The organism is Streptomyces exfoliatus, from assembly GCF_000725545.1.
Taxonomy (GTDB): domain Bacteria; phylum Actinomycetota; class Actinomycetes; order Streptomycetales; family Streptomycetaceae; genus Streptomyces; species Streptomyces exfoliatus.
Genome location: NZ_JNZP01000020.1, coordinates 13416 through 38490 on the forward strand (window position 1 = coordinate 13416; position 25075 = coordinate 38490).

Annotated in this window: 21 protein-coding genes; 6 read left to right on the plus strand and 15 right to left on the minus strand. The window is 71.6% G+C overall.

Features of this window, described 5'->3' with window-relative positions; translation table 11 throughout:
- Positions 1-15 precede the first annotated feature (15 nt).
- From IO20_RS0123830 to IO20_RS0123850, 5 genes are all read right to left on the minus strand, one after another.
- Positions 16-4656, minus strand: a complete 4641-nt coding sequence (locus IO20_RS0123830) for a putative T7SS-secreted protein (protein WP_078946124.1) — start codon at positions 4654-4656, stop codon at positions 16-18.
- The gene (locus IO20_RS0123835) at positions 4656-5303 is read right to left on the minus strand and encodes a hypothetical protein (protein WP_030553340.1); all 648 of its coding nucleotides are present in this window, start codon (positions 5301-5303) and stop codon (positions 4656-4658) included. Before IO20_RS0123835 ends, IO20_RS0123830 begins: the two co-directional genes overlap by 1 nt.
- Positions 5300-5737, minus strand: a complete 438-nt coding sequence (locus IO20_RS36825) for an SseB family protein (protein ID WP_425423745.1) — start codon at positions 5735-5737, stop codon at positions 5300-5302. Before IO20_RS36825 ends, IO20_RS0123835 begins: the two co-directional genes overlap by 4 nt.
- 224 nt (positions 5738-5961) lie before the next feature.
- Positions 5962-6816, minus strand: coding sequence for a hypothetical protein (locus IO20_RS0123845; RefSeq protein WP_030553335.1), 855 nt, complete (start codon positions 6814-6816; stop codon positions 5962-5964).
- Between the two features lie 296 nt (positions 6817-7112).
- The gene (locus IO20_RS0123850; protein WP_037636155.1) at positions 7113-7544 is read right to left on the minus strand and encodes an ATP-binding protein; all 432 of its coding nucleotides are present in this window, start codon (positions 7542-7544) and stop codon (positions 7113-7115) included.
- Positions 7545-7699: 155 nt separating this feature from the next.
- Here IO20_RS0123850 and IO20_RS0123855 point away from each other — a divergent pair, with 155 nt between their 5' ends.
- The 4 genes from IO20_RS0123855 to IO20_RS0123870 all read left to right on the plus strand — a co-directional run bounded on the left by IO20_RS0123855 (position 7700) and on the right by IO20_RS0123870 (position 9889).
- Positions 7700-8575, plus strand: coding sequence for a helix-turn-helix domain-containing protein (locus IO20_RS0123855; RefSeq protein WP_030553331.1), 876 nt, complete (start codon positions 7700-7702; stop codon positions 8573-8575).
- The gene (locus tag IO20_RS0123860) at positions 8572-8838 is read left to right on the plus strand and encodes a DUF397 domain-containing protein (protein WP_030553329.1); all 267 of its coding nucleotides are present in this window, start codon (positions 8572-8574) and stop codon (positions 8836-8838) included. The genes IO20_RS0123855 and IO20_RS0123860 overlap by 4 nt, the downstream gene beginning before the upstream one ends.
- Positions 8839-8873: 35 nt before the next feature.
- Positions 8874-9440 carry a Uma2 family endonuclease gene (locus tag IO20_RS0123865; protein ID WP_030553328.1) on the plus strand — a complete coding sequence of 189 codons (567 nt, stop codon included), beginning with the start codon at positions 8874-8876 and terminating at the stop codon, positions 9438-9440.
- Between the two features lie 98 nt (positions 9441-9538).
- On the plus strand, positions 9539-9889 hold the full coding sequence (locus tag IO20_RS0123870) for a DoxX family protein (RefSeq protein ID WP_106978636.1): 351 nt from the start codon (positions 9539-9541) through the stop codon (positions 9887-9889).
- A 63-nt stretch (positions 9890-9952) separates the two neighbouring features.
- Here IO20_RS0123870 and metG read toward each other — a convergent pair whose 3' ends face one another.
- Both metG and IO20_RS38065 read right to left on the minus strand, forming a co-directional pair.
- The gene (metG, locus tag IO20_RS0123875) at positions 9953-11557 is read right to left on the minus strand and encodes a methionine--tRNA ligase (protein WP_030553324.1); all 1605 of its coding nucleotides are present in this window, start codon (positions 11555-11557) and stop codon (positions 9953-9955) included.
- Positions 11558-11687: 130 nt separating this feature from the next.
- Positions 11688-13295 carry a VWA domain-containing protein gene (locus IO20_RS38065; RefSeq protein ID WP_030553322.1) on the minus strand — a complete coding sequence of 536 codons (1608 nt, stop codon included), beginning with the start codon at positions 13293-13295 and terminating at the stop codon, positions 11688-11690.
- Positions 13296-13553: 258 nt separating this feature from the next.
- Between IO20_RS38065 and IO20_RS0123885 the strand changes: the two genes are divergently transcribed.
- The gene (locus tag IO20_RS0123885) at positions 13554-15611 is read left to right on the plus strand and encodes a PhoX family protein (RefSeq protein ID WP_030553320.1); all 2058 of its coding nucleotides are present in this window, start codon (positions 13554-13556) and stop codon (positions 15609-15611) included.
- A gap of 30 nt (positions 15612-15641) precedes the next feature.
- Here IO20_RS0123885 and IO20_RS0123890 read toward each other — a convergent pair whose 3' ends face one another.
- The 8 genes from IO20_RS0123890 to IO20_RS0123925 all read right to left on the minus strand — a co-directional run bounded on the left by IO20_RS0123890 (position 15642) and on the right by IO20_RS0123925 (position 23585).
- On the minus strand, positions 15642-16640 hold the full coding sequence (locus tag IO20_RS0123890) for a hypothetical protein (RefSeq protein ID WP_051874623.1): 999 nt from the start codon (positions 16638-16640) through the stop codon (positions 15642-15644).
- A 134-nt stretch (positions 16641-16774) separates the two neighbouring features.
- Positions 16775-18250, minus strand: a complete 1476-nt coding sequence (locus tag IO20_RS0123895) for an APC family permease (RefSeq protein ID WP_030553316.1) — start codon at positions 18248-18250, stop codon at positions 16775-16777.
- Between the two features lie 207 nt (positions 18251-18457).
- Positions 18458-20425: an FUSC family protein gene (locus IO20_RS0123900; protein WP_030553314.1), complete on the minus strand. Its 1968-nt coding sequence runs from the start codon at positions 20423-20425 to the stop codon at positions 18458-18460.
- Positions 20426-20590: 165 nt separating this feature from the next.
- Positions 20591-20827 (minus strand): DUF2630 family protein, encoded by a 237-nt coding sequence (locus tag IO20_RS0123905; protein WP_030210138.1) that lies wholly within the window; start codon positions 20825-20827, stop codon positions 20591-20593.
- Positions 20828-20845: 18 nt separating this feature from the next.
- Positions 20846-21865: an endonuclease/exonuclease/phosphatase family protein gene (locus tag IO20_RS0123910; protein ID WP_030553311.1), complete on the minus strand. Its 1020-nt coding sequence runs from the start codon at positions 21863-21865 to the stop codon at positions 20846-20848.
- A gap of 5 nt (positions 21866-21870) precedes the next feature.
- Positions 21871-22302 carry a hypothetical protein gene (locus IO20_RS0123915; RefSeq protein ID WP_030553309.1) on the minus strand — a complete coding sequence of 144 codons (432 nt, stop codon included), beginning with the start codon at positions 22300-22302 and terminating at the stop codon, positions 21871-21873.
- A gap of 10 nt (positions 22303-22312) precedes the next feature.
- A complete protein-coding gene (locus IO20_RS0123920; protein WP_030553307.1) occupies positions 22313-22750 on the minus strand; it encodes a DUF7144 family membrane protein in 438 nt (145 codons plus the stop codon).
- A gap of 37 nt (positions 22751-22787) precedes the next feature.
- Entirely contained in the window at positions 22788-23585 is a 798-nt protein-coding gene (locus IO20_RS0123925) for an alpha/beta fold hydrolase (protein ID WP_030553306.1), read from the minus strand.
- A gap of 82 nt (positions 23586-23667) precedes the next feature.
- Between IO20_RS0123925 and IO20_RS0123930 the strand changes: the two genes are divergently transcribed.
- Entirely contained in the window at positions 23668-25005 is a 1338-nt protein-coding gene (locus tag IO20_RS0123930; protein WP_030553305.1) for an aminotransferase-like domain-containing protein, read from the plus strand.
- Positions 25006-25075: the final 70 nt, after the last annotated feature.

Genomic DNA, 25075 nt, shown 5'->3' on the forward strand with positions numbered 1-25075 from the left:
AGAGCACCTCTCGGGTCAGTAGGGCAGTGGATAGGCGCTCGGCCACGGGATGTGTGTGTCGTTCGCGGCATCAGGGTCGTAATGTGGACTCGCCGATTTGTGAACATTTCGATGATAGAGCGTTCCCGCCTCGTCCTGGTAACGGCCGCCGATCGAGATCCGGTACACGTCGCCGTTGGCGGCGTTGGATCCGGGGGGCGCGGTTCCGTCAGCGTCGTGCACGCGAAGTCGGGCAGTATTCCCTGTCACCGGGTCTGTCCATTTGTACTCGATACCCTTTTGAGCCCCGCCATTTGAATCTGGGGTCAACTGCCGCATCTCGGCATCCTCCGGAACGACGTCCAGCGGGTTCCGCTCTCGCAGATCCCACCCGCCGCCGTCGACTCGGGGAGGGCACCCGTCGGGCGCAAGGCCCAGCGGATCGCTCCACGTGTGCGGGTTGTGGACGTACGTCGTCGGGTTCGGGGCAGGGGCCAGGCCCAGTGCGTCCTGGGTGAGGTAGCGGGCGCTTTCCGGGTCGTAGTAGCGGAAGTGGTTGTAGTGCAGGCCCGATTCCGGGTCGAAGTACTGGCCCGGGAAGCGGAGGGGGGTGTACGCGGTGGCGTCGCGGGTCCAGGTCGTCGTGCCCCAGAGGGTCGTGCGGGTGCGCCACGCCAAGTCGCCTGATTCGTCGACGAGTTCTGTCGGGGTGCCGATCAGGTCGGTGACGATCGCGAAGAAGCGCTCGTCGGTGGAGTCCGGGGTCGTGCGGCGTTCCGTCTGGGCCAGGGGGCGCAGCCCCGCGTGGTCCCAGGTGAGGGTGACGTCGGCCGTCGTCTGTTCGCAGAGGGTCGTGCCGTCCCAGGTGAAGTGGACCGTCTCCAGCGCGGATTGCTTGGATATGCGGCGGCCCAGAGGGTCGTACGCGTACCGCCACACCGTGCCGTCCGGTGTCGTCACCGAGGTGAGTCGGTCCTCCGCGTCCCACTCGTAGCGCCACGTGTCCGGCTTGCGCGAGAGGCGGGTCTTCTGGCGCAGGACGATCCGGCCCTGGTCGTCGTGTTCGTAGCGGACGGCCCCCGCGCGGGTGATGCGCGTGCCCTCGTAGGCGCGTGCGCCCGTCGCCGAGTGGGCCGGGTGCGTGGAAGGCCAGGACGCCTCCGTCTGGTTGCCGGCCTCGTCGTACGCGTACCGCTCCGTCCAGTCGCGCGCGTGGACGGCCGTGACGCGGCCTGCCGGGTCCAGGTCGAAGCGCCGGCTGCCGGAGAGCGCGTCGGTCACGCCGATGAGGCCGCCGTCCGCGCGGTACGTGTACGCCCGGTGCTGGAGGCGGTGCCCCGAACCGCCGGTGACGTCCTGGTCGGTGAGCCGGCCCATCGCGTCGAACGTCGACGTCAGGGCGGCGAAGTCGGCGATGTGGCGGGCCGTTTCCCGGCCGAGGGCGTCGTGGGTGAAGGCAAGCGTCCGGCCCGAGGACGTCAGTTCCGTGCGACGGCCCGCCGCGTCGAACGACCACGTACTCGTCGACCCGCCCGGCGTCGTCCGCCCCGTTCGCCGCCCCATCGCGTCGTACGTGAACGAGAGCGTACGGCCGTTGACGGTCTCGGAGACGAGGCGGCCGTAGCGGTCCCGGAGGCGTTGCAGGGTCGCGTCAGGGCCGGTCGCCGACGCCAGCTGATCGAAGACGTCGTACTCGTAGGCACTGACCGCTCCCTCGGCGTCCTTGCGGACGATCTGACCGAGGCCGTCGCGGTCGAACCGGATCGTCTGGCCGAGCCCGTTGGCGCGGGAGGAGAGCCGGCCCGCCGCGTCGTGGTCGTAGCTCAGCGTCCGGCCGTCGAAGTCCGTCTCCCTGACCACGCGGCCCGCCGGGTCGTAGGCGTAGTCCCAGGTCAGACCATGCGGGTCGGTCACCTGCGTCAGCCGCAGGTTCGTGTCGTGGGAGAACTCGTACCTGACCCCGTCCGGTCCCGTGCGGGACGTCAGCAGGTCGAAGTCGGTGTACGTGAAGCGGGTCGTGGCGCCCATCGCGTCCGTATGGCTGAGGCAGTTCCCCTCGCCGTCATACGTCCAGGACTCCACCGTGCCGTCGGGCGCGGTCCGCCGGGACGGGCGGCCCTCGACCGTCCACTCCATCCGGGTCACCGCGCCCAGGGGGTCGGTGATCCGGACCGTACGGCCGAAGGCGTCGTGCGCGTACCGGGTCGTGGCCCCCAGCGGATCCGTGATCTCGACGGGAAGGCCGCGGTCGTCCATGACCAGCCGGGTGACCGCGCCGAGCGGGTCCGTCACCGACGTGAGGCGGCCCGCCTCGTCGTATGCGAACTGGGTCCGGGCGCCCGTGGGGACCGTCACCGACGTGCGGTTGCCGCGTTCGTCGAAGGTCTGGTGGGTGACGTTGCCGTCGGTGCCGACGATCCGGATGGGGAAGCCGGCCTCGTCGTACTCGGCGCGCGCCTGCCGTCCGTCCGGGCGCTCCACCGCCGTCACGCGGCCCTGGTCGTCGTAGGTGGAGCGGCTAACGTGGCCCAGCGGATCCGTCCGGGACAGCAGCCGGTGATGGCGGTCGTACTCGAAGCGGGTGACCGCGCCCAACGCGTCGATCTCGGCGACGACCTGCGCAAGGTCATTGATCACATGGCGATCGGTGTTCCCCAGACCGTCCGTGAGGGTGGTGACCCGAAGCCCGGTCGCGGGATCGACGTCGTCCCAGGTGAACGTGGTTTCGAGGTGGCCGTTCGTGCCCGACTGGTAGGTGCAGCGGTCCTGGTCGTCGTAGACGTAGTCGAAGCGGCTGCCGTTGGTGTCGGTCCACGAGGTGATGCGGCCGTGCTCGTCGCAGCCGAAGCGCAGCGGGCGGCCGGAGGAGTTGGTGACCTCGGTCAGGTGTCCTTCGGTGTAGCCGTAGCGCAGGATCTCCTGGTCGGAGCCGTCCGGCGCCGCACCCGCGAGGTGGAGGGCGGTGACCCGGCCCTCGGCGGTCGTGAGCTTCAGTACGTAACCGCCGTGGTGGGCGATCGCCGTCGGGGTGCCCGACTCGTCGTACTCGAAGGCGATCCAGCGCCCGTTGCGGTCGTCGATCTGGGCGAGGAGCGCGAGCTCGTCGCCGTGGTCGACGAAGTGCCGGACCGTGCGGGTGACGGGGTCCGTGATCGTGTAGCCGCCCTCGACCCGGTCCAGTGGCCACTGCCGGCCGTGGGTGGGCATGACCGGGACCCCGGGGGCCGGATGGGGGTACGCGAGGAGGCTGCCCTCGTCACAGCTGAAGACGACACCCTCCGAGTCGATCTCCAGCCGCTGGTCCACCGTGCTCGACCACGTCGGGCCGAACCAGCGTCCCGACCGGCGCGAGGAGTCGAAGCCACGCCGGAAGACGAGGGGGAGCGAGCCGGGGAGGGTGATGTCCGTCTGCGGCAGCAGCATCCGACCGGTGGCGATGTCGATGGGATCCCGCTCGCACCGGGTCTCTTTGCCCTGCTTGCAGGTGGTGGGCGGGTCCTTCTCCTGGTCCTGGCGACTGGGTTTCGTCCCCTCGGGTTTCACGCCCCCCGGTTTCGTACCGTTCAGACCGGCGCGCAGCCCGCCCCGCACCAGCCCCGCGCCCTTCGTCCCGAGCAGCTCGGGGACCAGTCGGCCGAGGAACTCCGACGGGTCGCCCTTCGCCGCCTCCCAGGCGTTCTTCAGGGCGCGGTCCGGGTTCGCCACCGTGGACACCAGGCCGGCGAGCGTCATGTTGACGCCCTTGTAGTAGTCCATGGGATGGGTCAGGTTGTACGGGTCCGTCGGGTTCACCGACCGGACGAAGTTGATCAGGCCGGCGCCGCCCTTGATGATTCCGCCGCCGAAGTGGGCCAGCTCGATGCCCTGGCTCAGGCTGAAGTCCATCAGCTCCGCCTTGGCCCGCTCGCGGCCCGTCGGCTCCTTCGGCGCGTGCGCGAGCGCGGCCCGGACCGCGCTCCTGGCCGTCTCCCCGGCCTCGTTGCGTGCCGTGCGCGCGTCGTTCAGGATCTCCCGGGCACGTTGCCGCTTGGCCTTGCCGGGGTCGGAGAACGTCCCCGGGTCCGGGAGCGGACTGTCCCCGGTGCGCGCCGCGTTGTAGGCGTCGACCTTCTTGTTGTACGCGTCGACGGCCGCCTTGGAGTCCTGGTCGCCCTCCTTGTAGAGCGCTATCGCCTCACGCGCCTTGCCCTGCGCGCTCACGACCGCCCTGGAGTACGTCTCCAGCGCCTTGGCCGCACTCTCCATGGCGTCCGCCGCGTGCAGCCAGTCCGTCGGCAGGGTCGCGAACTTCTCCCGGAACGCGTCGGCCGCCTCGCCTTTCCAGTGACCGGCGTCCAGCTTCTTCATCCCGCTGCCGACGAGGTCGAACGCCCGGTGGAAGTCCCGGAGGTTCTTCACCGTCTCGGCGATCTTCTCCGGCTTGCCGTGGACGAGCTCGTTCGCCTCCTCGGTCTGCCCGAGCTGCTGCTCCCCGACCTCCGCGCCGAGCGAGGAGGCGGCCCCGTCGCCCCAGTCCTCGACCGCGTCCGCCCAGTCGTGCGCGCCGACCCTCTCCAGGCCCTGGCCGACCTTGTCGGTCGCCTCGTCGACGACTTCGCCGACGATCTCCTTGCCCTTGTCGACGGCGTCACCGAACTTGTCGATGCCCTTGTCGAACAGACCACCGATGTCCACCATCAGCGGCTCTCCCCCCAGCGCGGCTGCTCGGCCTGTTCGACGGTCGCCTGATCAGGGGCGAGCTCCTCCCTGAGCCGCTCGTCCATGTGGTCGCGCGCCCCCGGGTCGATCACTCCGGAACGCTCCATCGAGTCAAGCCCCGAGTCCATGACGTCGTACCCGGTGTTCCGCCAGGTCTGCTCGACCTCCTGCTGAGCCTTGATGGCCGACTCGGGGCTCCAGTCCGGGTTGGACCACATGTGCTGGTCGCGGATGGTGTCCCAGCGCATCTGCTTGACCTCGTCCTCGGACAGGTGCGGGTTGCCGTTCAGCGAGTTCGCGCCGATCTTGATCGAGTCCTTGATGTACTGCTCCTGCTCGGCGAACGAGCCCGCCGACAGGCCGACCGCCTGCGCGAACCCGTTGCCCTGCAGCGTCAGGGAGCGGACGCCCCACTCCCACCGGTCGCAGAACGTCTCGAACTCCGACGTCAGACCCCCGTGCCCCAACTCGACTCCTGACAGGCCGAGATCGGAGAACCCGCGGCCCGCCGACGCCTCCCCGATCATGCCGAGCTCCTTCAGCTCGGCATGCGCCAGGTCGATGCCCTTCGCTATCTCCGCGAGCGCCGCCGCCGGCGCCGCGAGATCAGGTTCGTTCCCGCTCATCGTGTCCCCCCGAGATCGACAGCCACCGCATCCGGGACGATCCCCGCCACCGGCGGAAACAGCGTCCCGTCCTCACTTCCCGCGTCGAGTGCGACCCCGCCGGGGCCGGGCAGCATCGGCACCATCACATCGAGCAGCCGCGCGCCCAGGACCGTGCGGTACGTCCACTCCCGCCCCGCTTCTCCCCGCGCGACCGCGAACCGCGCGAGCGCCTCCTCGTCCGAGAAGGCACAGATCCACCGCACGCCGCCGAAGTCGGCGGTCCACAGACTCTCCTGGGCGTCGAACGGCACCAGCACGGCGGTACGCCGAAACTCCCCCAGCAAACGCGCAAACTCCCGCCGCGCCGCCGCGACTTCGTTGCCGCCCCCGAGATCCCGCTCGTCCCGCGCGGCCGGGCCCTCCGGAGCGGCGCGCGTCTCCGGTACGGCCACGGGGGCCGACCCGCCCGCCAAGTCGGCTAGCCTCGACACCCGTTGCGGTTCCGCTATGTCGTCCCTGTTCCCGTCCCCGTCCTCAGTCACCCGGGCATGTTGCCAGGTGACCGTTCACGCGAGCAACGAACAAAGGTCCGATTCGTCACGTCGGTGAGGTGATCGGAAATGCCGTGGAACCCGCCGGAGAGCCGCCTGCGGATCGGAGGTCCGGCCGTTGGCCCTCAGCTTCTGCAGGCCCCGCAGGTTCCCGGTTCCGGGGCGCGGTAGGCGCGGTCGCAGGTGTCGCAGTTCTGGAGGGGGTGGCGGGTGGCCGGGGCGCCGCGGAACAGGGGGAGGGGCGGGAGTTGGGCGCTCAGGCGGTGGGCCAGGAGGGCGGCCGGGCGGTGGAGCGGTTCCGGTGGCAGGTCGGTGGTCAGGGCGCTGTGGACGGCCTCGGGGGTGAGGTCCCGTTCCAGCCAGGCGGCGACGCCCGGCACCAGGTGTTCGGCGTCCGTGGCCGAGATGAGGAGCCGCGGATCAGTGCGGCGGAGGCCTGAAAGGACCCCCAGGGCGGTCTGGAGGAGGTCGGGGGCCGGGTACGCCGGCTGCGGCACGGCCGGCAGCGCGCGGCGCGGTGGCGGCTTGTCCTCCCGGCGGGCCGGGCGCGGCGGCTTCGGTTCCTGCGTGGCGCCGGTTCGGCCCGGCTGGTTGCAGGAGACCGTACGGGTGACCATGCGCCCGTCCTGCGTGCGCTCGCGCGTACGGCGCAGGTAGCCGTGGGTCTCCAGCTCGCGCAAGGCGGCGGCGATCCGCGTCGTCCCCTCCGGGAAGCGGGCCGCGAGGCTCCTGATCCCGACGGATGCGCCGCTGGGCAGCGACTGGATGTGAACGGCCAGTCCGATGGCCAGCAGCGACAACTCCGCGTGCTGGGCGAGGTGGTTGCCGATCACCGTGAAGCGGGTGGTGTGGCGGGCGTTGTCGTGGGTGACACCCCCGCCGCAGGAGGCGGCCGTCGTCCCGGTTCGCCGGGAGGGGTGGTTTTTCCCGTCGTTACGGGACTGGGCGGACGGGCGCACGTTAGTGTGCTGAGTATCCATCGGGAAGGGTCTACTTCCTTGATGGTCAGGCCCTCGCCTCGGGATTGCCGTCCCGGCGGGGGCCGACGCATGTCGGCCTGGCGGTCATATGCCAGCTGGGCAGAGCGTAGATCAACCAACCCACCCCGAAGCCAGCTGTGTTGGCCTTTTTCACCCGAGTGAGTGAGTGCTGCCGCAGCGGGGGGAGGGGTGGGGCTTGGTTGGTTTCTTTCTCTCTTGTTGTTGTCCTTGGGAAGACCGTCCGCCTCACCGAAGCCCACGTTTCCGGCATCCGGTGCTGGAGTCGTTTCCGCAGGTCAGGGGTGTGGGAGGTCGAGTTCGGCCCATACGGTCTTCCTGGGTACGGGGCCGAGCCCTACGCCCCATCGGTCGGTCAGTGCCTCCACCAGGAGCAGTCCTCGGCCGGAGTCGTCGTCGGGGCAGGTGCGTTGGACGCGTGGGAGGTTCTCGGCTCGGGTGTCCGTCACCTCGATGCGGAGGGCTCCGTCGAGACCGAGCAGTGCGAGCCGGAAACTCCGGCCGGCGACCCGGCCGTGCGTGGCGGCGTTCGTCGCCAGCTCGGCGACGACTTGGGTGGCCGCCTCCGTCACGCCGTACGGCACCTCGTGATCCCGCATCCACTCGGCGGCGAGCAGCCGGGCGAGCCGGGCCCCACGTGGCGTGGGGGACAGGAGGACGCTGAAGTGACTGGTGGGGGAATGGACTTGGGCGATCTTCTGCTGATTCACGTCACCGAGCGTGGCCGCCCCGAGCTACCGTGAACAGTGACGGAGCCGATGCGTAGAGTCACTGTCCGGCGCTTGTCCACTGCTGTCCGGGCTGTCCGGACCTTCCTCAGGGGTAGGGGCATCGCGCCACGAAGGGGCCAGGGAAGGGTGCGGGTATGTCGGTGGACGGTGGGGCACAGCGGCTCAAGACCGAGGCGGACGAGCCGGGGTGGGAGGTCGACCCGGATGATGACTGGGGAGTGGCCGTAGTCGCCACCGTGGGACGGCAGTTGAGGCTGCGGAGGGAGGCGGTGGGCATGCGGGCCGCCGAGCTCGGGGCGGCCACGGGCTACGGCGAGGACCTCATCTACAAGATCGAGAGCGGTGCGCGGATCCCGCGACCCGAGTTCCTGGACAAGGCGGACGAGGTGCTGGGGGCGGACGGGCTGATCTCGGCCATGAAGGAGGACGTGGCGAAGGTTCGTTACCCGAAGAAGGTGCGGGCCTTGGCGAAGATGGAAGGGAAGGCGGTCGAGATCGGTGTGTACGAGTGCAACATCGTCGCCGGTCTGTTGCAGACGCAGGAGCATGCGAGGGCCGTGATCGAGGCGGCGCAGCCTCCGTACTCGCAGGACGATGTGGAGCGCATGGTCGCCGCCCGCGTGGCCCGGCAGTCCGTCTTCGCTCGGGACCCCGCACCGTCGCTCAGTTTTGTGCTGGAAGAGGCTCCGCTGCGGCGCCCTCTCGGAGGCACAATGGTGTGGCGGAGGCAGCTCGAACGTCTCCTGGAGGTGGGACGATTGCGCAACGTCACGCTTCAGGTGATGCCGACGCACAGCGAGGTCCATTCCGGCCTGGACGGCAGGATCGAGCTGTTGAAGTTCGCGGACGGTACGGCGGTGGGGCGCTCTGATGGGGCGTTCAGCGGGCGGCCTGTTTCTGACCTGAGGCAGCTCCGCATCCTAGAGCTGCGGTATGGCACCATCCGGGCGCAGGCCCTCCCTCCACGGGAGTCGCTGGCCCTCATCGAGCAACTGCTGGGAGAAACATGAGTCGCAAGGCCTCCGCCGGGGACGCCTCCGAACTGGCGTGGTTCAAGAGCAGCTACAGCGGCGGCAACGACGGTGAGTCCTGCATCGAGGTCGCCTGGCGCAAGAGCAGCTACAGCAGCAGCAGCGAGGGCGACTCCTGCGTCGAGGTCGCTGCCGCCTCCGCCACCGTCCACGTCCGTGACTCCAAGTGCGTGGACGGCCCGCAGCTCGCCTTCATGCCCGGCGCCTGGGCGGGCTTCGTCTCGTACGCGACGACCGGCTGACCCGCCGCTCACCTCCGTAACCAGTAGGAGTCTGCGTGAGCGTTCTGACTCAGGAGGGGTTCGAGGAACTCGCCCGTCTTGGCGAACGGGTGGACGAATCCCTGCGCCTCGAATTCCTCAACGGGAAGATCGAGGAGAAGGTGCTGCCCGACGGGAGCCACGGGCGGATCATCGAGTCGCTCACGCGCCGGTGCATCCAGGTTTACGCCGGCTGGTGGCTCTATCCCCGCCAAGGGCTCCGGGCTGAGAAGTACCGCAAGGGCAATGCCCGCCCTGATGGATGCCTCGTGCCGCTCGACGCCTTCGTGGGGCAGGGGGAGTGGGCCGCCCCCGACGGTGTTCTGATGACCATCGAGGTCACCTCCGGCGGCTCGGGCACCGGGCGGCGGGATCGGGTCGAGAAGCCGCGCGCCTATGCCGAGACCGGGATTCCCGTGTACCTGCTGGTCGACAGGACCGCCGGTGAGGTCAGGGTGCACTCCCAACCTGACGGCGAGCGGTACGAGATGGTCGTGACCGTGCCCTTCGGGAAGAGCGTCACGCTGCCGGAGCCCGTGGGGATGGAGCTCGACACCGAGCCCCTGAAGAACTGGGTCCACTGAGTTTTCGCGCGGGCTGTCACACATCCCTTCCGGGCTCCGTCAGTGCTGTGTCCGGCTCGGTCGGGGCGGACACGGGAGAGGCTGAAGGAGCCGTCGTGATGTTCGCCGAGATGTCCACCACCGCAGTCGTCGTCACCGCCGTCGCCGCCTTCATGGCCGGGTTCTCCGCTGCGGCGATCTTCTTCAAGGCCGCCTTCGTCGTCGAGCCGCTCGCCGCGTACGGGGTGCCCCGGGCGTGGTGGAACTGGCTCGGGGCCGCCAAGGCCGCCGGGGCCGTCGGGCTTCTCGTCGGGTTCTTCGTGCCCGTCATCGGGACGCTCGCCGCCATCGGGCTCGTCCTGTACTTCGCCGGGGCCGTGATCACCATCCTGCGGGCCCGCTCGTACGCCCACGTGCCCTTCCCGCTGGTCTACATGGCCCCCGCCGTCGCCGCCCTCGCGCTTGCGTGAGACACGGCGAAGGCCGCCGCCCCCTACGAAAGGGGACGGCGGCCTTCGTCGTACGGGAGGACGTCAGTCCTTCTTCTCCTCCAGGCGCGGGAACAGCACCGCGCCCTTCGTCACCGTCGCGCCCGCCGGGAGCTGGCCCCACGTGGCGGAGGACTGGACCGGCTGGGTCGCCAGGGCGCCCAGGGACTCCTCCGCGCCCAGCGACTCCCACAGGGCCTGCGAGGTCTCCGGCATGATCGGGTTCAGCAGGACCGCGACCGCGCGGAGCGACTCGGCGGCCGTGTAGAGGATCGTCGCCAGGCGGGCCTGGCCCTCCGGCGACTCGTCCTTGGCCACCTTCCACGGCTCCTGCTCCGTGATGTAGCCGTTGACCTGCTTCACGAAGTCGAAGATCGCCAGGATGCCGGCCTGGAAGTCCAGGTCCTCGCCGATCTTCTGGTCCGCCGTCGCGACGGCCTTGGCCAGGCCCTCGTGGATCGCCGTCTCCGCCGCGCCGTCGGCCGCCGAGGCCGGCAGCTTCCCGCCGAAGTACTTGCCGACCATCGCCGCGACGCGCGACGCCAGGTTGCCGTAGTCGTTCGCCAGCTCGCTCGTGTAGCGGGCGGAGAAGTCCTCCCACGAGAACGAGCCGTCCTGGCCGAACGCGATCGCCCGCAGGAAGTACCAGCGGTACGCGTCCACGCCGAAGTGCGAGGTCAGGTCCTGCGGCTTGATGCCCGTCAGGTTCGACTTCGACATCTTCTCGCCGCCGACCATCAGCCAGCCGTTCGCGGCCACGCGGCCCGGTACCGGCAGGCCCTGCGCCATCAGCATCGCGGGCCAGATGATCGCGTGGAAGCGGAGGATGTCCTTGCCGATGAGGTGCACGTTCGCCGGGAACGTCTCGTCGAACTTCGCCTGGTCGGCGCCGTAGCCGACGGCCGTCGCGTAGTTCAGGAGCGCGTCCACCCACACGTACACGACGTGCTTGTCGTCCCACGGGACCGGGATGCCCCAGTCGAACGTCGAGCGCGAGATGGAGAGGTCCTCCAGGCCCTGCTTGACGAAGTTCAGGACCTCGTTGCGGGCCGACTCCGGCTGGACGAAGCCCGGGTTCGACTCGTAGAACTCGAGCAGCTTCGGGCCGTACTCGCTCAGCTTGAAGAAGTAGTTCTCCTCCTTGAGGATCTCCACCGGCTTCTTGTGGACGGCGCACAGCTTCGTGCCGTCCTCCGCCTCGATGAGGTCGCCGGGGAGCTTGAACTCCTCACAGCCCACGCAGTACGGGCCTTCGTACCCGCCCTTGTAGATCTCGCCCTTGTCGTACAGGTCCTGCACGAACTCCTGCACGCGGTCCGTGTGACGCTTCTGCGTGGTGCGGATGAAGTCGTCGTTCGCGATGTTCAGGTGCTCCCAGAGGGGCTTCCACGCCTCCTCCACGAGCTTGTCGCACCAGGCCTGGGGCGTGACGTCGTTCGCCTCGGCCGTGCGCATGATCTTCTGACCGTGCTCGTCCGTGCCGGTGAGGTACCACACCTTCTCGCCGCGCTGACGGTGCCAGCGCGTGAGCACGTCGCCTGCGACGGTCGTGTAGGCGTGGCCCAGGTGAGGAGCGTCGTTGACGTAGTAAATGGGGGTCGTGACGTAGAACGCCTTCGCCCCCTGCTTCTCGGATCCAGTGGCCGCCATGGTCGAAATCCTAACCGTCGGACGAAGATCCACTCACATCCATATACCGGGGGCCGCCGGGGGCCGCCCCGGTGCGCCAGGGGGGCGGTGGCGACCTTGTCGGTCACCACCGCCCCCCTGGGGGTCCTTCCTAGAACTCCAGGCCCGCCAGCAGACCGCGGTAGAAGGCGGCGTGCGCCGTCTCCAGCGGGGTCACGCCCGCGAAGTACGCGGCGGTACGGGGCGCCCCGTCGAGCTTGCGGACGAAGTCGAAGGCCTTGTTGTCCTCCTCGCCCCAGACCACGAACCGCCAGTGCAGCGGGCGGCCCGCCGCCTCCATGAGCGCCTGCGTGGCCGCCGTCTTCGACTCCGGGGCGCCGTCCGTCTGGAAGACCACCAGGGCAGGGCGGGCCGGGTCCGCCTTCTCGTGGTGGGCGAGGACCTCCTCCACGGCGCGGTGGTAGTTCGTACGGCCCAGGCGGCCGAGGGTGCCGTTGATCTCCTCCACCCGGGTGGGGGTGAGGTCGGCGGGCGTCAGGTCCACGGTGCCGTCGATGTCCGTCGAGAAGAACACGGTGGTGACGGTGGCGGCCTCGTCCAGGTGCGCCGCGAGCGCGGTGACCTGCTCGGCCAGTCGCTGCACCGAGCCGTCCTTGAAGTACCCGCGCATCGAACCCGACCGGTCCACCACGAGGTACACGGCGGCCCGCGCCCCTTCGAGCCCCTGCTTCCTGAGCTGGGCCCCGGCGGCCTTGTAGGCGTCAGCGAGGTGCGGGGCGGCGGCCTTCACGGCCGGGAGGGTGAGGGCGGGACCGGCCGACTGCGGGGCGTCCGTGTCCGCGTCCGTGTCCGTGCTCGCCGGGGCGGCCTCGGCCTCGGCGGCGGCCGCCACGGGCTCCCGCTCCTCGGCGGCGGGTGCGTCCGCGTTCACGTCGGCGGTCGTCTCCGGCTCCGCCGGGAGAACGGCCTCGGCCTGCGGCTCCTCGGTGGCGTCCGTCTCCGGCTCCGCCGGCTCCGTGACCGCCGCCGCCGCCACCTCCTGCTGCTGCTCCTGCTCCGCAGCGACTTCCTCCGCGTCGGCGTCCGCGTCGGCGTTCGCTTCCGCCTCCTCCGTGGGCTGCGGCTCGTCGGCGGCGGCCGTCGCGGGGGCGTCCTCCACCTCGGCCGTCACCTCCGGCTCCGGCGCCTCCGGGGCGAGCTCGGTCTCCGCCTCCGCCGTCGGGGTGACCGGCTCCTCCTCGGCGACCGGCGCGGTCGGCTCACTCGCCGACTCGGCCGCGGCGGCGGCAACCTCCGTCTCCGCCTCCGGCGCCGTGGCCGAAACCGACTCCTCGGCGGCCACCGGCTCGGGCGTCTCCGCCTCCGGCGCCGTGGCCGAAACCGGCTCCTCAGCCTTCACCGGCTCCGGCGTCGCCGCCTCGACGACCGGCGTCTCCGCCTCCGCCTCGACGGCCGGCGTCGCCTTCGGCTCCTCAGCCTCAGTCGCCTCAGTCGCCTCAGCCGTATCCACCGTCACCGGCGCCGGCGCCGTCGCCGTCACCGGCGCCCCCGCCCTGGCCCTGGCGCGGGCCTTCGGGATCTGGGGGTTGTCGAACGAGGCCGCCACCAGGTCGTCCGCCGCCCGGCGGGCCGCGTCCTCGGGGGTGTCCGAGGACGTGGACGTGGACGAGGTCTCACGCGTCTGGGGCGGGACGGAGGTTGCCGGGGTGTCCTCGCGGTCCCGACCGAATACCTTGCGCAGCATGCTCCGAATACCCATGGGCGAACCCTTTCGCATGAGTGGGGGTGCAGTGGGAATGTCCGAACTGGGCGTTTCAGGACGTTCATCCCTGGCCAGGGCGGACACGTAAGGTTAGCGGCCACCCCCTCCCTCCTCCGTGACCCGGTCGCCCCCGGTTGCCGTGCATTCATTCGGCGTTCACTCCGCCGCCGTTCCCGTGCAGATCTACGCACATAGCGTCGCCGCCGTAGGTATCCCGACAGCATGTCGGCGCAGTGTGCGCCGGAGGAGGACGAAGTGCGCAAACTGCTGCCGCTCCTGAGCACGAACCCCCACGGAGGCGGCCGTTCCGCTCTCACCTGCCGATTCCGGTGTGGTGACGCCTGCTTCCACGAGGTGCCCAACACGAGCGACAACGAGTACGTCGGCGACGTCATAGCCGGTGTCCTGTCGCGCCGTTCCGCCCTCCGCGCCGCCGCCGTCGTGACCGTCGCCTCCGCCGCCGGCGGTGCCGTCGTCCTCGGGAACGCCCCGGAAGCGGTGGCCCTGGCGGAGAGGCCGCAGAAGCCGGGCAAGGTGAAGACCGACGGCGCCCGTGGCCTCCGCTTCGCGCCGGTCGCGCCCAACACCGCCGACCAGGTCACCGTTCCCGCCGGCTACACCCACAACGTGGTCATCCGCTGGGGCGAGCCCATCCTCCGCGGCGCCCCCGCCTTCGACGCCGAGAAGCAGACCGCGAAGGCCCAGGCCGGCCAGTTCGGCTACAACAACGACTTCCTCTCCCTGCTGCCGCTGCGCGGGGAGCACGGCCGCCAGGTCCTCGTCGCCAACCACGAGTACACCGACGAAGTCCTGATGTTCCGCGGATACGACTCCGAGAACCCGACCCGCGAGCAGGTCGAGATCGCCTGGGCCGCGCACGGCCTCTCGGTCGTCGTCGTCCAGGAGGAGCACCGCTCCGGCAAGCTGACGCCGGTCACCCGCCACCACCTCAACCGGCGCCTGCACACCACCAGCGAGTTCGAGCTGACCGGGCCCGCCGCAGGTGGCGACCTGCTCAAGACCTCCGCCGACCCCGAGGGGCGTACCGTCCTCGGCACCCTCAACAACTGCGCGGGCGGCACCACCCCGTGGGGCACCACCCTCCACGGCGAGGAGAACTTCAACCAGTACTTCGCGTACGGCTCGTCGCCGACCGACAAGCGGTACGGGATCGGCACCGGCGCCTCCGAGCGCAAGTGGGAGCGGTTCGACAAGCGCTTCGACCTGCGTCAGGAGCCCAACGAGGCGCACCGTCAGGGCTGGGTCGTCGAGCTCGACCCGTACGACCCCGACTCCACGCCCCGCAAGCGCACCGCGCTCGGCCGCTTCAAGCACGAGGCCGCGCAGCCCCGCCTCACCGCCGACGGCCGCCCGGTCGTCTACATGGGCGACGACGAGCGGTTCGACTACTTCTACAAGTTCGTGTCGAGCAAGCGGATGAAGAAGGGCGGCTCGCGGGCCGCCCGTGAGCACAACCTCACCCTGCTCGACGAGGGCACCCTGTACGTCGCCAAGCTGACCGGCGACTCCCCGGCCGCCGAGATCGACGGCACCGGCAAGCTTCCCAACGACGGTGAGTTCGACGGCTCCGGCGTGTGGATCCCGCTCGCCACCGGCGACGTCTCCCACGTGCCCGGCATGACCGCCGAAGAGGTGTACGTCTTCACCCGCCTCGCCGGTGACAAGGTCGGCGCCACCAAGATGGACCGCCCCGAGGACGTCGAGCCGTCCCCGCGCTCCGGCCGCGTCTACGTCGCGCTCACCAACAACTCCAACCGCGGCAAGGGCACCAACCCGGGCGCCGACGAGGCCAACCCGCGCAACCTCAACAAGCACGGCCAGATCCTCGAACTGGCCGAGCACTGGGACGACCCGTCCTCCGACGGCTTCGCCTGGCGCCTCTTCCTCGTCGCGGGCGACCCGAACGACCCGGCCACCTACTTCGCCGGTTACCCCAAGGAGAAGGTCTCCCCGATCTCCTGCCCCGACAACGTCGCCTTCGACCCGCACGGCAACCTGTGGATCTCCACCGACGGCAACCAGCTCGGCTCGCACGACGGCCTGTTCGGCGTCGCCACCCACGGCGAGCGCCGCGGTGAGCTGAAGCAGTTCCTGACCGTGCCCAAGGGTGCCGAGACCTGCGGCCCGATCATCCAGGACCGCCGTGTCCTGGTGGCCGTGCAGCACCCGGGCGAGCTCGACGGCGCCTCCGTCGAGACCCCGAAGTCGGAGTGGCCCGACGGACCCGGCAAGCTCGTCCGCCCCTCGGTCGTCTCCGTGTGGCGTACGGACGGCCGCGACATCGGCGTCTGATGACACCGGGGCGGGCCTGGGGGTGGGTTCCTACTCCACCCCCAGGCCCTCCCTGAACCTGGTGAACTGCTCCGCCGGTTCCCCCGTGTACGCCCACGGCACCCACGCCGCCCGCGTGCCCAGCATCCCGAGCACCTCCCGGGCGATCTCCACCTGGCCCGCGTAGCAGGCGGCGTGCGCCAGGAAGTTGAGGTCGCCGACCTCCTCCGGCGCGACCGGTTCCCCCGGGTCCCTGCCGCCGATCCACCGCGCGTGCGTACGGCGCAGCTCCGTCACCGCGAGCTCGTGCTTCCAGTGCTGGTCGAAGCCGCGCACGGGGCCCCGGCCGAGCGCCCCGTCCGCGATGTAACGGTACTCCTCGACCCGCGCCACCTGCACGAGGACCGGCAGCGGCGAGCCGGGCGGCGCCACCCCCGCCGCGTCGCGGGCGAAGTCGTACATGCTGCCGTGCGTCCCGTGCCACCGCGCCGACCAGTAGCGCAGGACCTGGATGTGGCCCTCCGTGTTGTACGGGTCCCGGCGCCGCAGCTCGTCGAACCAGTGCCGCAGTTCACGGCGCGGCACCCCGCCCTCGTACAGCCTCGCCACCGACAGCAGCGACACCCACGGCATGGGGTCGGCGGGGGCGGCGTCGGCCGCGCCCCGGCAGGCGTCGACGGCGGCGTCGACACGGCCCCGCTCCACGGCGGCGCCCCGGCCGGCCGCGATGGCCGCGTCGAAGACCCGGACCACCTCGGTCGCGGCCCGCAGTACGGCCGCGTCCGGGTTGCCCGGCTCGGCGGCCCGCCAGGTCTCCACGGTGGAACTGCCCGCCGCGGCGTGCGAGAGGAGCCGTATCCGGTGCGTACGGCGGGCCCAGTTCTCGCCGGTGGCGGCGAGCAGGTCCCGTACGCCCTGCCAGCGGCCGATGACGATGTCGTGGCGGGCCTCGGTGAGCGCGCGGTCCCCGAAGTCCGGGTCGAAGTCGGGCACGAAGCGTTCCGGACGCGGAGTGCGCGCGGAGCGCGCGGAGCGTCGGCGTACGGCCATCGGTGGCCTCCTTCGGGTTCGGCTGCCGTCAGAAGTCGTGGGAGAGGGGCTCGGTTTCGCTCGGAGGTCGGTGGCGGGGAGGTGTCCGGCTTCCCTCCGGAGGCCGCGGGGCCGGTGCTCCGGGAGGGAGCGGCTCAGAAGTCCGTCGCGTAGCTCTTGTCGCTCGTGCCCGTGCGCGGGCGGGCGACCGGGCCCCAGTCCTCCGTCGCGGCCAGCGCCCGGACCGCGTCCAGGCGGGCCGGGCGGTAGTAGTCGCTGCCCTTCCGCCAGTACACGACCAGCGGGACGACACCGACGAGCAGGCCGCCGAGGCCGATCGTGAGGGCGGTGGTGGAGAGTTCGCCGAGCGATTCGACGAACGCCCAGAGCATGAACGCGGAACCGAGCAGCGGCCACAGGCCGCCGAGGACCAGGTTGCGTACGGAGCGGAACAGGACCGACTTGTACGCGACGACCGCCGCGATGCCCGCGAGGCCGTAGTAGAACGCGATCTGCAGTCCGATCGCGGAGACCGCGTCGCTGAGGATCTGCTGCACGGAGCCGGCCGCCGCCGCTGCCGCGAACATCAGGAGCGCGGCGCCGCCGACGGCGGCGATGGCGACCCACGGCGTGTTCCAGCGGTGGTGCACGGCGCCGAGCGCGGCCGGCATGGTCCGGTCGCGGCCCATCGCGAAGAGCGAGCGGGTGACCTGGAGGAGGGTGGTCTCCAGGGTGGCGACGGTCGACAGGACGACGGCCACGACGAGGAGCTTGCCGCCGACGCCGGGCCAGATCTCCTGGCCGAGGACGGCGAGGACGTTCGGTCCGGCGGTACGGATCTCCTCCGCGCTGAGGAGTACGTTCACGGCGACGGTGAAGGCCTCGAAGAGGACGAAGACGAAGCCGACGCCGACGAGCGCCGCGAGTCCGGCGGTGCGGCGGCTGTTCCTGGTCTCCTCGCTGAGGTTGCTGGTGACGTCCCAGCCCCAGTAGTAGAACGCGGCGATCAGCGCGCCGGCGGCGAAGCCCTGCGGCCCGTCGAACTGGCCGAGGCCGAACCAGGACCAGTCGAAGGCGGCGGCCCGGCCCCGGTGCGCCACGGCCGCCAGGACGAACCCGATCAGGATCAGCATCTCGACGCCGGACATGATCAGCTGGGCCCGCACGGTGAGCCGCGCGCCGCCCAGGACGACGAGCAGGATCAGCAGGAACCAGGCGGCGCCGACGGCGGTCGCGAGCGGGGTGCTGTCGGCGAGATCGGGGTCGATCAGGGAGAGCGTGAGGGACCCGGCGGGCAGCGAGCCGGCCACCATGAAGACGGTGGCGGCGAAGACCAGCGCCCAGCCGGAGAGGAAGCCGAGGAAGGGGTGGAGGGTACGGCCCACCCAGGAGTAGCCGGCACCGGCGTTGACGTCGATCCGGCCGAGGCGGGCGTACGCGAGGACGATGCCGAACATCGGTATCGCGCAGTACAGCAGGGCCGCGGGACCCGCGAAGCCGACGGCGCCGAAGAGGACGGCGGTGGTCGCGGCCAGCGAATAGGCGGGGGCGCTGCCGGCGACGGCCATCACGATCGTGTCGAAGGTACCGAGGACATTGGGCTGGAGCCCTCTGTTCGTGGTGGTGCGCATGGCGGGGTCCTCGGGGCGCGAGAGGTGAGGCGGTGCGGTGGCAGGGCGAAGTGGCCCGTCCGCCGGGCCGGTTGCCGACGGCGGCGGGCGCGGATCACGGTGAATCGAGCGCATCGTAGTCGCCCGGATGGATTCGGGTAACGGCGGTGGGGAGGCTTCCGTTCCGTGACCGCCGGTAAGTCCGCCCGTACGCCCCCGGGCGGAGGTTTACCGCAGGTCGGGACCGGCGATGGCGCGGGCCGCGCGGACCTCCTGGCGGAGCGGTTCGAGGACTCCGTTCTCGTCGCCGGGCAGCTCCGTGCGGACCTCCACGAGGATGTCGGACTCCCGGAGTCCGGCCGAGAGTTCGCGCAGCTCCCGCTCCACGGACGCGACCTCCGCCGGGTCGGGGGCGGGGGCGCCGTGGTCGACCCGGATCCGGGCGGCCGTCGTCGCGTCCACGATCCGCTCCACGGCGACGACGAGCGGCCACCAGGCGGCGGCGCGGGCGCCGGTGGGCGGCGGCTCGGTCAGCGCGCGCTGGAACTCCGAGCGGACGCCGGACAGATCGCGGTAGAGCTTCCGCCGGGATCGCAGCCGCGCGCCGCCGTCGCCTCCGTGCGCCGCGGCGTCTCCTGTGAAGGCGCAGGCCACATAGGCGGCCGCGTCGGCGACGGCGTCGGCGAGCTTGTCCCCGATCCGGGTGTGCCAGGACTCGGGCCAGAGGAGGTAGCCGGCGATCAGCGCGATGCCGCAGCCGATGAGCGAGTCGTACAGGCGGGGCATGACCAGGTTGAAACCCTCCTGGTTGAGGGTGTCGGAGAGCAGCAGGATCACCGGGGTGATGGCCGCCGTCTGGAAGGCGTACCCCTTCGCGGAGAAGGCCGGGACGAGGGCGGCCAGGACGCACATCACCGGCACGTCCCACCAGCCGCGCGGCACCTCGGCCAGGACGAGCGCGGCGAGGAGGAGCCCGAGGGCCGTGCCGAAGGCGCGCAGCACGGCCCGGGAGAAGACCGAGCCGAAGTCGGGCTTCATGACGAACGTGACGGTGAGCGCGACCCAGTACGAGCGGGGCACGGCGATCAGCGAGACCAGGGCCTGCGCGAGGCCGATGCAGAGCGCGAGCCGCAGGCCGTACCGCCAGGACGCCTCGGAGAACAGCACGGCGCGGGTGGCCCGGCGGACCCGGACCCGCAGCGCGGCGGGCCGGCCGAGCCGGTCGTCGACGTTGTACGGGTCGGGTTCCGCCTTGTGCACGACGGTCGCGGCGTGCCGCAGGGCGTGGTCGACGGCCTTCTCGGCGGGCCGCTCGGGCGTCGGCAGATCCAGTACGGGGGTCCCGGTGCGACCCTCCTCGACGGCGTCCGCGAGTTCCCGTACGGCCGCCGGGATCGCGGCGGACAGCGGGCCGTACAGCTGGGCGCGCAGATGGGCGGCGGGGGCGGCCTCGGCGAGCGGGATGACGACGTTCAGCTGCGCGAGCAGCCGGACCAGGGCGGAGGCGCGGCCGTGCTGGCGCGCCCGGTGGGCCAGGATCAGGTCGTACGAGTGGTTCAGCGAGGCGGTGACGGCGTGCCGCTTGTCGTCGTACGAGGCGGTGCCGGTGGCCTCGTAGAGGTCGGCGACGGCCCGGTAGGTCGCGGCGACGGCGGAACGTTCCGGCGCGGCGCGGCGCAGGGGCCAGCCGAGCAGCGTGAGGACGAGGACGAAGAGCCCGCCGAGGGTGAGGAGGAGCGGCGCCTTCCACCAGGGGTCGGGCATGGGCAGGCCGGCGCCGACGACGGCGTTGAGGAGCAGGAGCAGCCCGGACACGGAGGCGACGGCGCCGATCGAGGAGATCATCCCGGAGACGAGCGCGACGAGGGTCAGCGCGGCGACCGCGAGCCAGCCCTGGCCGAAGACCAGGGTCCCGAGGGTGACGCCGATCGCCCCGAACAGCTGCGGCACGGCGATGTTGAAGACCCGCATCCGGTAGGCGTCGGCGGTGTCGCCGATGACCCCGGACAGGGCGCCCATCGAGACGAGCGCCCCGTACGCCGGCTGCCCCACCGCGAGCCCCACGGCGAGCGGCGCCGAGAGCGCGACGGAGGCGCGGAGCACGGCGGCCCAGGGGATGGGGGTGGGTGCGGGCTTCAGCCCGGCGGTGAGCCAGGCGGGCGGGGAGAGCCGTACGGGGCCTGCGGGTCGTGCCATGCGACCAACTTACGTCGGCTGCGGCGGAGGGCTCCCGCTCCTGGGCCTCGGCCGAGGCCGGCGGCACACCGGCCGGTGCCGCGCTGCCGAAGTCGTCGGTCGGTACGCGGGCGATCTCCTCGCCGCCCCGACACGTGGGCGTGAGGCCTGTCGTCCGGATCGGGCTCAGTTGCGGTAGGACTCGACCTCGGTGGCCGGGCGGAGGGCCGCCGTGTCGGGGTCCTCGCCGAATTCGGCCTTCGCGCGGCGCTGGCGCAGCAGGTCCCAGCACTGGTCGAGGCGTACCTCGAGCTCGGCGAGGCGGGCGCGTTCCTCCGGGAGGAGGCCGCCGGTGCGCTGCCGCAGGGTGCGCTCCTCCTCGACGAGGGCGCCGATGTCGTCCAGGATCTCCTCGTTGTCCATGCCTTCCAGCGTGGCCGATCAGCGCTCGCCGCGCAGGTCGAGATCGGTGAGGACGGCCCGGTGGTCGGAGCCCGCGAGGTCGAGGAAGCGGATGCCCCGGACGCTGAAGTCGTTGCTGATCAGGACGTGATCGATCTGGACGAACGGCGGAAGCGGCCCCTCCATGGGCCAGGTCGGGGTGCGGCCGGCGTTCGCGACGCGGGAGGCGTCCTTGAGGTGGCCGGTGTCCAGGATCGAGCGGAAGGCGGCGTGGTCCTGGGAGGCGTTGAAGTCCCCGGCGATCAGGAGGGGGCCGGTGTTCTGCCGGGCGTCCTCCTCGATCCGGCCGAGTTCCCGCTTCCACACGTCCACCTGGTCCGGCAGCGGCGGCAGCGGGTGGGCGAGCTGGAGGCGTACGGGCACTCCGGCGATCTCGGCGGTGGCGCCGGGCATGCCCATGATCGCGGGGACGACCCGTTCGTCGGTCAGCGGGTAGGCGCTCAGGAGCACCGAGCCGACGGAGCCGTCGGCGTCCACCGAGGCCCGGTGGGGGAGTTCGGTGGCGAAGGCGTCGGTGAGGGCGCGCCCGCACGCGCGGTCGCATTCGGAGACGAACACCAGCTGGGGGCGCTCGCGCCGGATCGTGTCGGTCAGCGCCCCGGTGGCCTGGCCGAACTCGACGTTGGCGGCGAGCACCCGGACCTGGGCGAGGGGCAGGCCGTAGGAGGTGACGAGCTGCGGCATGTGCGGTACGGAGGCCCAGCCGACGGCGGTGAGGACGAGGACGGCCGTGAAGGTGAGGCCGCGGCGCCGGGCGACGGCGGCGAGGAGCACCGCGAGCGCGGCGGGCACGGCGAACCAGGGCAGCAGGGAGAGCAGCTGCGGGAGGGGCGTGACCCCGTCCGTGTCGAGCAGGCGGCCGCCGCTGACGGCGGCGGGGACGACCAGGAGCAGCCCGGCGGCCCAGGCGGTGAGGCGGTGCCTGGGCCGGAGGGGCGGCGGTTCTGGGGCTGCCGGTGCGGCGTTCGGCACGGGCTCGGCTGTGAGGGCTCGGTCCACGCCCTTCAGTGTCGCAGGGCCTGGGAGATCTCCGCCTTGGTGGCGCCCGTGAGGGTCCGATTGCTGCGTGCCGTACCGGACTTGGAGGCTCCCGGTTCGACGCCGCTGATGCTCAGGACGACGGAGTCGAGCAAGTTCCCTTCCGCGTCACGGAAGTTGACCATGATCGTGTAGTCGGCGGCCGTGTCCTTCGGGTTGGTCGCGGTGATCTGGGCGACCGTGCGGTCCCCGTCGGTGCTCGTCGGTCCGGCTTCGACGTCGCCGCCGGCGTTCACCCCGTCCTTGACCTCGTTCATCTTCTCCTCGGCGGCCGAGGCGACGGCGGCGGTCGCGGACGAGAAGACGTCACCCGCCTTCTCCTGGGCGGCGTCGCACCCGGTGAGGGTGAGGGCCGTGGCCGCGGCGAGGGCCAGGGCTGCTGCCGTGGTGCGTCTCATGGGCCCGGCCTCAGAACGTCTTGTCGCGGCCGTAGGCGTCGTCCGTGGCCAGGGCCCAGATCACGAAGATCGAGATGGCCATGGAGAAGAGCGCCCACCACGGCTGGTAGGGCAGGAAGAGGAACTGGAAGAGGACGTTGAGGGAGGCCAGTGCGATACCGGCGACCCGGCCCCACTCGGCGCCCCTGAGGATGCCGAATCCGGCGAGGGCGAGGATGACGCCGAGGATCAGGTGGATCCAGCCCCAGGTGGTGAGGTCGAACTTGAAGACGTAGTCGCCGACGCGGGTGTAGACGTCGTCCTCGGCGATGCCTGCGATGCCCTGGAAGACGTCCATGAAGCCGGTGACCAGCATGAGGACGCCGGCGAAGAGGGTGCCGCCGGAGGCCCAGGCGCCGGAGGTGCTCGGCGTGGTGCGCGGCTCGCGGGGTGCGGTGTTCTGGCTCATGAGCCCATCGTCGGAGCGTTCGTACGATTCCGAACTTTCAACTGGGCCGAACGAGTGAGCGGAGGTAGGAGTCGAGTACGGCGTCGAACTCCTCGGGCCGTTCCAGGTTGGGCAGGTGCGCGGCCCGTTCGATCACGGCGAGCGTGGAGTCGGGGAGCAGCGCGTGCATCTCCTCGGCGTCCGTGACCGGGGTGTACGTGTCGTCCCTGCCGACCACGACGAGCGCGGGCACGCCGACGGTGGTCAGCGTCTCGCGGTAGTCGGGCCGCTCGGCCCGGCCGCGCAGCGCGGCGGCGGCGCCGGCCGGGTCGGTCGCGCACATCATGCGGTGGACGTGGGGCGCGGCGTGGGTGTTGTACGGGGCGACCATCCGGTCGAGCACCTCGTCGGCGTACCCCCGCATGCCCTCCCGCAGCAGCCGGTCCGCCATGGTGTTGCGGGCGGCCTTGCCCTCGTCGGTCTCGGCGGCGGGGAAGGTGTCGGCGAGGACGAGGCCGCGGACGCGTTCCGGGTGGCGGCGCTGGAGCTCCATGGCGATCTGGCCGCCCATGGAGAGGCCGACGACGACGCAGTCGTCGATCTCCAGGTGGGCGAGGAGGCCGGCGAGGTCCTCGGCGAAGACCCCGAGCCCGGTGGAGCCGGTCGTGTCGCCGAGGGGCGTGGCGCCGTATCCGCGCAGGTCGGGGGCGATCACCCGGTGGGTGAGCGAGAAGCGCTCGATCTGGGGACGCCACATGGTGTGGTCGAAGGGGTGGCCGTGGACGAGGAGAAGCGCACGGCCGGAGCCGCGGTCCTCGTAGGCGGTCAGGTGGTCGTCGATCTGTGCGAAGTCCATGGTCGGAGGCTAGGGACGGCCTCCTGCTCGGTGCAATAAGATCCAATGCTCTCGGTGCAATGAAGGAAGGGGCGGGGGCGGGATGGAGGAGTACCGGCGGATCGCGGACCGCGTCGAGGCGGCCGTACGGGGCGGGCGCCTCAAGGCCGGTGACCGGCTGCCGCCGCAGCGGGTCTTCGCCCGCCGCCACCGGATCGCGAACTCGACGGCCATCCGCGTGTACGGGGAACTCGCGCGCCGTGGCCTGGTCGTCGGGGAGGTCGGGCGCGGCACCTTCGTCCGGGCCGCGCCCCCGCTGCCGGGGCCCGCGCTCGCCGAGGCGACCGGCACCGCGCCCGTCGACCTCCAGCTCAACTACCCCACAGCCGAAGGGCAGTCGGAGCTGATGGCCCGCGCGCTCGCGGCCCTCGCCCGGCCCGACGTGATGGCCCAGGCCGTCTCCCGGCCTGCCGCCGCCACCGGCACGCCGGAGGCCCGGGAGGCGGCGGTGTCCCTGCTCGCCCGGCCGGGCTGGGCCCCCGACCCCGCGCGCGTGCTCTTCGCGGGCAACGGCCGGCAGGCCATCGCCGCCGCGCTCTCCACGCTCGTCCCGCCCGGCGGCCGGCTCGGCGTCGAGGCGCTCACGTACCCCCTGGTCAAGGCGGTTGCCGAACGCCTCGGCATCCGGCTCGTGCCGCTCGCCCTGGACGCCGAGGGCGTACGGCCCGAAGCCCTCCACGCGGCGCACAGGGCCGCGCCCCTCGCCGCCGTCTACCTCCAGCCGACCCTGCACAACCCGACCTCCTCGACCGCAGGCGAAGGACGCCGGGCCGAACTGGCCGAAGCGCTGCGGAGCCTGGACCTCACGGCCGTCGAGGACACCACCTGGGCCTTCCTCGTACCGGACGCGCCCGCCCCGCTCGCCGCGCACGCCCCCGAACGGGTCCTCCTCGTCGACAGCCTCTCCAAACGGCTCTCCCCCGGCCTGACGGTCGGCTACCTCGTCGTGCCCGGCCGGCTGCGTACGGCGGCGGCGGAGGCCCTGCGCTCCGGCGCCTGGACGGCGGGCGGCCTCGCGCTCGCCGCCGCGACCCGCTGGACCGGCGACGGCACCGTCGCCGAGGTGGTCGCCGCCAAGCGGGCGGACGCGGAGGCCCGGCACGCCCTGGTCCTGCGACGGCTCGCCGGACACGCTCTCAGGACCTCCCCGCACGCCTACTACTGCTGGTGGGAACTGCCCGCGCCCTGGCGGGCGGAGACCTTCACGGCGGCCGCCGCCGCGCGCGCGGGCGTGGCGGTCACCCCGGGCAGCGCCTTCGCCGTCGGTACGGGCACCGCCCCGGCCCCCGACGCGATCCGGATCGGCCTCGCCTCGCCGCCCCACGCGGTCCTGGACGGGGCACTGGCCCGCCTCGCGGAGCTGGCGGCCGAGGGGGCGTGAACGCGCGCCGGAGGTGACGGCACTGTCTCGTTGCCCTCCCCATCCTGGACATGTAAAGTCCAGGATCATG

Coding starts and splice junctions, on each gene's coding strand:
- IO20_RS0123830 (WP_078946124.1), bottom strand. CDS start 4,656: ATGGTGGACATCGGTGGTCTGTTCGACAAGGGCATCGACAAGTTCGGT.
- IO20_RS0123835 (WP_030553340.1), bottom strand. CDS start 5,303: ATGAGCGGGAACGAACCTGATCTCGCGGCGCCGGCGGCGGCGCTCGCG.
- IO20_RS0123845 (WP_030553335.1), bottom strand. CDS start 6,816: ATGGATACTCAGCACACTAACGTGCGCCCGTCCGCCCAGTCCCGTAAC.
- IO20_RS0123855 (WP_030553331.1), top strand. CDS start 7,700: ATGTCGGTGGACGGTGGGGCACAGCGGCTCAAGACCGAGGCGGACGAG.
- IO20_RS0123860 (WP_030553329.1), top strand. CDS start 8,572: ATGAGTCGCAAGGCCTCCGCCGGGGACGCCTCCGAACTGGCGTGGTTC.
- IO20_RS0123870 (WP_106978636.1), top strand. CDS start 9,539: ATGTTCGCCGAGATGTCCACCACCGCAGTCGTCGTCACCGCCGTCGCC.
- metG (WP_030553324.1), bottom strand. CDS start 11,557: ATGGCGGCCACTGGATCCGAGAAGCAGGGGGCGAAGGCGTTCTACGTC.
- IO20_RS38065 (WP_030553322.1), bottom strand. CDS start 13,295: ATGGGTATTCGGAGCATGCTGCGCAAGGTATTCGGTCGGGACCGCGAG.
- IO20_RS0123890 (WP_051874623.1), bottom strand. CDS start 16,640: ATGGCCGTACGCCGACGCTCCGCGCGCTCCGCGCGCACTCCGCGTCCG.
- IO20_RS0123895 (WP_030553316.1), bottom strand. CDS start 18,250: ATGCGCACCACCACGAACAGAGGGCTCCAGCCCAATGTCCTCGGTACC.
- IO20_RS0123900 (WP_030553314.1), bottom strand. CDS start 20,425: ATGGCACGACCCGCAGGCCCCGTACGGCTCTCCCCGCCCGCCTGGCTC.
- IO20_RS0123905 (WP_030210138.1), bottom strand. CDS start 20,827: ATGGACAACGAGGAGATCCTGGACGACATCGGCGCCCTCGTCGAGGAG.
- IO20_RS0123915 (WP_030553309.1), bottom strand. CDS start 22,302: ATGAGACGCACCACGGCAGCAGCCCTGGCCCTCGCCGCGGCCACGGCC.
- IO20_RS0123920 (WP_030553307.1), bottom strand. CDS start 22,750: ATGAGCCAGAACACCGCACCCCGCGAGCCGCGCACCACGCCGAGCACC.
- IO20_RS0123925 (WP_030553306.1), bottom strand. CDS start 23,585: ATGGACTTCGCACAGATCGACGACCACCTGACCGCCTACGAGGACCGC.
- IO20_RS0123930 (WP_030553305.1), top strand. CDS start 23,668: ATGGAGGAGTACCGGCGGATCGCGGACCGCGTCGAGGCGGCCGTACGG.